The sequence below is a fragment of the Mangrovimicrobium sediminis genome (genome assembly GCF_004745945.1).
Lineage (GTDB): Bacteria > Pseudomonadota > Gammaproteobacteria > Pseudomonadales > Halieaceae > Mangrovimicrobium > Mangrovimicrobium sediminis.
In genome coordinates, this window is the sequence record NZ_SRLE01000059.1 from 1 (window position 1) to 1,840 (window position 1,840).

Consider the following 1,840-nt stretch of genomic DNA (forward strand, 5'->3'; position numbering starts at 1 on the left):
GTGCAGGGCAGTGCGGCGGACATCAACAAGAAGGCGATGCTGGGGGTGGGGGGCTGGCTGGCGCAGGACGCAGTGGATGCCTACATCGTCATGCAGGTGCACGACGAGCTGGTGCTGGAAGTCGCCGAAGACGCGGTGAGAGAGGTCAGCGACGAGCTGTGCCGGCGCATGGCCGGCGCGGCGGAATTGTCCGTACCCTTGCTGGTGGAGGCCGGTTCCGGGGTCAACTGGGACGAAGCCCACTGAGCGCGGGCGGCGCGCTGTAAATTTTTTTTTACACCGCGCTGAACTTTCACCCGGGACCCCAGTCAGATCAGTTGCAGCATCCGCTGCACCCCTGTTGAAGACTTCTCTCCATGAGTCTTCGCAAAGCAAGTCTCTTTCCCCAGAGACCCTAGGTATCCCGGTTGCCTTCCCCCCTAGAGGCAACCGGGTTTTTTTTGCCTACTCGCCGGGCTCGCCTTCGCCCTCTTTGTCACCCAAATTCCCCTCCGCCGGCTCGTCATCGGAGAAATCCTCGTAGACGCTGGCGTCGGTCAGCCAGGCGTCCAGGGTGGCCACCAGTTCGTCGCGGCCGACGTGTTTCGGCGCGGAAAACAGCTGCACGCTGACCAGGTCGCCGAGCGGCTTCAGCGCCCGGCGCACCTCGAGCAGCGCGCTGTTGGCCGGGCCGCGCTTGAGCTTGTCCGCCTTGGTCAGCAGAATGTGCACCGGCATGTGCGCCGCTTCCGCCCAGTCCAGCATCTGCTGGTCGAACGAAGGGCTGCAGGGGGTGGCGCACATCCATGAGCAGAATCAGGCCGCGCAGGCTCTCGCGCCGGGACAGGTAGCGCTCCAGCTGCCGGGTCCAGGCGTTCTTTACTGCCACCGGCACCTTGGCGTAGCCGTAGCCCGGCAGGTCGACCAGGCGCTGGCTGGGCGAGAGCTCAAAGAAGTTGATGAGCTGCGTTCGCCCCGGCGTCTTGGAGGTCTTGGCGAGCTTGCTGTTGCCAGTTAGGCTATTGATTGCGCTTGATTTTCCCGCGTTTGACCGGCCCGCGAAGGCGACTTCCCAGCCGCTGTCCTCGGGGCACTGCTCAAAGCGCTGGGCACTGGTGAGGTAGCTGGCCTGGCGGTAGTCTGGCGCCGCGGGAGGCGGCGGCGATGCCTGTTCGGACATTGTGCGGTATTGCCTTTTTAGGTGTGGGTATGTCGTATATAATGCCACAGCTTTTTTGACTGCTATCAAGCGCTTGCGATTTCACCCGGCCGTGGCTGTACGGAGTGGGGATGTGCCGGGCGCACTTCGAGAGGTACTCATGAAAAAAGTTGTTGCCGCCGCGCTGATGCTCTGCGCCACGTCCGTTGTTGCCCAACCCGACATGGACAAGTACAACAAGAGCTGCTCCGTCTGCCACACCACCGGCGCTGCCAACGCGCCCAAAACCCATGACGTCGAGGCCTGGGCCCCGCGTATGGAAAAAGGCATGGACGCACTGGTGGCTTCCGTGACCAGCGGCCTCAACGCGATGCCGCCGCGCGGCATGTGCTTCGACTGCACCCCCGAGGACTACCAGGCGCTGATCACCTTCATGTCATCGCCGGCCGAGTAAGGCCCCGTACAACACGCAATAGCTGGAACGACCATGAAAAAATCGCTGATTCTGGCCGCCCTCGTACTGGGCAGCACCCAAATCGCCACGGCGCAAGCGGCGGGCGATGCCGCCGCCGGAGAACCCCTGACCGCGGCCTGCGGCGCCTGCCACGGCGCGGACGGCAACAGTGCAGTGCCGAATTTCCCGAAATTGGCCGGACTTGGCGAAAAGTACCTGTTCAAGCAGCTCAAGGACATCCGCGACGG

General features: G+C 63.4%; 3 protein-coding genes and 1 pseudogene. 3 read left to right on the plus strand and 1 reads right to left on the minus strand.

Annotated features, from left to right (window positions below):
* Nucleotides 1-246, plus strand: a 246-nt coding sequence (locus tag E4634_RS21310; protein WP_135446688.1) for a DNA polymerase, incomplete at its 5' end; no start/stop codon positions are given.
* Nucleotides 247-444: 198 nt separating this feature from the next.
* Here the strand turns inward: E4634_RS21310 and yihA are convergent.
* Nucleotides 445-1,159 (minus strand): annotated as a pseudogene (gene yihA, locus E4634_RS21315) (ribosome biogenesis GTP-binding protein YihA/YsxC).
* Between the two features lie 139 nt (nucleotides 1,160-1,298).
* Here yihA and E4634_RS21320 point away from each other — a divergent pair.
* Both E4634_RS21320 and E4634_RS21325 read left to right on the plus strand, forming a co-directional pair.
* Nucleotides 1,299-1,592, plus strand: a complete 294-nt coding sequence (locus tag E4634_RS21320; protein ID WP_135446689.1) for a c-type cytochrome — start codon at nucleotides 1,299-1,301, stop codon at nucleotides 1,590-1,592.
* Between the two features lie 33 nt (nucleotides 1,593-1,625).
* Nucleotides 1,626-1,840: c-type cytochrome (locus tag E4634_RS21325; RefSeq protein ID WP_135446690.1), on the plus strand; the 215-nt coding region annotated here is incomplete at its 3' end.

Coding starts and splice junctions, on each gene's coding strand:
- E4634_RS21320 (WP_135446689.1), top strand. CDS start 1,299: ATGAAAAAAGTTGTTGCCGCCGCGCTGATGCTCTGCGCCACGTCCGTT.